General features: G+C 52.0%; 3 protein-coding genes and 1 pseudogene. 3 read left to right on the top strand and 1 reads right to left on the bottom strand.

Annotated elements, in window-relative coordinates:
* From JX325_RS14685 to JX325_RS14675, 3 genes and pseudogenes are all read left to right on the top strand, one after another.
* Window positions 1-456, top strand: a pseudogene (locus JX325_RS14685) (tyrosine-type recombinase/integrase); the annotation flags it as partial.
* Window positions 457-772: 316 nt separating this feature from the next.
* A complete protein-coding gene (locus JX325_RS14680) occupies window positions 773-1,075 on the top strand; it encodes a hypothetical protein (protein WP_204791821.1) in 303 nt (100 codons plus the stop codon).
* Window positions 1,062-2,216, top strand: coding sequence for a site-specific integrase (locus JX325_RS14675; RefSeq protein ID WP_204791820.1), 1,155 nt, complete (start codon window positions 1,062-1,064; stop codon window positions 2,214-2,216). Before JX325_RS14680 ends, JX325_RS14675 begins: the two co-directional genes overlap by 14 nt.
* Window positions 2,217-2,344: 128 nt before the next feature.
* Here JX325_RS14675 and JX325_RS14670 read toward each other — a convergent pair.
* A partial coding sequence (locus JX325_RS14670; RefSeq protein ID WP_374220635.1) for a reverse transcriptase domain-containing protein occupies window positions 2,345-2,877 on the bottom strand: 533 nt, incomplete at its 5' end.

Below are 2,877 nucleotides of genomic sequence, written 5' to 3'. Positions count from 1 at the left end.
CATGTATTCGCCACTAATGCTCTGGAGCATGGGATGGATGTAAAGACCCTGTCCACCATCATCGGTCACGTCTCCAGCGCCACTACACTGAACGTTTACGCCCATGTCACAAGCGATATGCAGAGGCAAGCCGCCGCCAAAATTGACCAAGGCATTGGTAAAGTAGAGATTTCCGCAGAGAATCCCCAGGCTACAGCCAGCCGCACCATGACAGATTTCAAACCCAAGCGGGGCAAGCGCCGCTACTGGGGCAGCGGATACCTGGGTCAGACCAAAGGTGGTCGCTGGAACGGAAGGTACACGGTGACCTGGCCCGATGGGACAAAGCGCACCCGAGACATCTACGCTGATACGGCGGAAGAATGCGAAAAACTGCTGGCAGTAATGATAACCGAGATGAAAACGGAGGTGGCCGCTGAAAAGGAGCGGCTGAGGGCAGAGAATAGAGCAAGCTGAGAACTGCGGCCCACCGGAATAGCCCGGTGGGCCGGTTTTCTCTGTCTGTGGGCAAATATGTGGTCAAGGAGTACCCAGCCGTACCCAAAAGGCAGAAATTGTCACGAGAATGGCAGGTCTGAAACAGTTAATGGAGATTTTCAGGGCCATAAATCAGCCCTTATCCTCAGAGCAGCGTGTGCGCTGGTACAAACAAAGAGTACGCCTGGCACCAAAGTCCGAAATACAAATTTGAACTTTCTGATAACTCGGGGAAAGCTGCTGGATATTGAGGCCAGCAGATGGTAATGTGTGTCGCTGACAGGAGGTGGCACATATGGAGTACGAATACATGAGAGCTCTGCGCCAGAGATTTTTTACGGAGCCGGATGTGGCATTGCAGAAGGAGGTTGAAAAAGGCTGGCGGAGTCTTTCGGAACGGGTAAGCAAAGAGGACCAAAGACGAATCCTCGGGCTGGTGGATCTGCAAGCGGCTCTGCTGGAGGAAACCACGCTGGCGAGTTTCGTGTCAGGGTTCCAACTGGCCCTCGGGATCGCCGGGGAGATAACGCCCTACTCCTTCGCCAGCGATGAAGAAGATCGGGCAGAAGAGAGGAGGGATCATCGTGGCGAAGCGTAGAGCGAACGGCGAAGGGAATATTCGCAAGCGTAAGGATGGCCGCTGGGAAGGGCGCTACACGGCGGGCTACGATCCCGAAACCGGAAAGCGAATCACGAAAAATGTGCTGGGCAAAACCCAGGCGGAGGTCAAGGAAAAACTCAAAGGAGCGCTGGAGGACAACGAGCGAATCGACGCCGCCAAAAGCCGGGACCTCACGGTAGGTCAGTGGGCCGCGCTCTGGTTCGAGAACTACGCGAAGCCCTCCATCCGGGAGAGCACGGCGGAACACTACCGCAATTTCGTCGAGAACCATATCGTGCCCGACATCGGAAAGATCAAACTCCGCAAACTCACAACACTGGACATCCAGAAATTCTACAACCGGACTCGGGAAAGCGGCCGCATCCTACGTTATGAGGGCATGGAGGCTTCGGGACTCAGCAACAAGACAATCCGCAGCCTACACGCAATGCTCCGGCAATGCCTGGACCAAGCGGTGATGGAGCGGCTGATTCCGTACAATCCCGCCGCCAACTGCAAGCTGCCGCCGAAGGAGAAGAAGGAGATGCAGATCATCCCGCCGGAAAAGCTGGGGGACTATCTGCGGGCGGCAGAAGAGCGCGGTGTCCTCCCGATGTTCTATCTGGAGTTGACCACCGGACTCCGACGAGGGGAGCTGCTGGCGCTCCTCTGGACAGATCTGAACGTCAAGGAAAAATGCCTGACGGTTTCCAAGTCTGTCGCCAGGGGTAAAGGGGAGTTGCGAGTGACGGAGCCGAAGACAAAGAACTCCGTAAGGACCGTCTATATTGACAACGAAGCCATTCGCCTCCTGGTAGAAGACCGCAAAAACCATCCGTTCAGCCCCTACCTGTTCCCGTCTCCAGTGACAGGTGGGATGTACGGCCCGGACTGCGTGGGCAGAATCCATAAGAAGCTGCTGAAACGGGCGGGCATCGAGGAGCATGTCCGATTCCATGACCTGCGGCGGACCTTCGCCACGATGGCTCTGCAAAACGGCGTGGACATCAAAACGGTCTCCGGGATGCTGGGACATTACTCGGCGGAGTTCACGCTGGACGTCTATACCAACGTGACGAAGGAAATGCAGAAAGACGCCGCGAAGAAAATCAGCGGCTTCATGGCGGAGGTCATGTAAACGTCAAGCGCCGGAGAGCAGGGAATCTGCTCTCCGGTAGTCATATCAACGGTTTTCAAGCAGTAAGCAAGAGGTTTTTATTCCAAGAGAAAACAATTTTACGCCACCGCCCGGTTTTGAGCGGCGGCTTATTCTTTAGTAAACTTTTTAAATGCAAATTTTCGGATATTAGGGTAGGCTGACTTGTCAACCTGTCTGGCAGCAGTAACAAGGCCACGTAGACGCTGGCGACTTTTTTTATCAGTAGGATTATTGCGAAGATACTCATACTCAGCCACAATCTTTTTCCTTAGTGAATTTTTGACTGTGGCTTTTCCCTCGCTATTTATAATAACACCTGTCACTAATTTGGGATATGCTCTGGAATATCCTTTCACCTTTTTCCGTGAAACTTGGTAATTATATTTTTGGATAAGTGCCAATACCGATTTTCTAAATTCCGAGGATATTTTATGTTCACTTGAAAATACCACATCATCTACGTAGACAGTCATTATCACATTGTTCTTATCTGATAACGCCTGTAATTCATCAAACATTTTATGATTAACCAGGTATGAAAGAATTTGACTTGTTGGAGATCCGGAAATTAGATGATTATAACATTTAACCCCTTTCGCTGCCAAAAAATCGTAAACTTCCAAAAGGCCCTCTTGATCGA

It is taken from the genome of Oscillibacter sp. CU971, assembly GCF_905219725.1.
GTDB lineage: Bacteria > Bacillota > Clostridia > Oscillospirales > Oscillospiraceae > Oscillibacter.
Note: the sequence above shows the minus strand (reverse complement) of the source record. Positions and strands in the feature narration are given on the sequence as shown.

Coding starts and splice junctions, on each gene's coding strand:
- JX325_RS14680 (WP_204791821.1), top strand. CDS start 773: ATGGAGTACGAATACATGAGAGCTCTGCGCCAGAGATTTTTTACGGAG.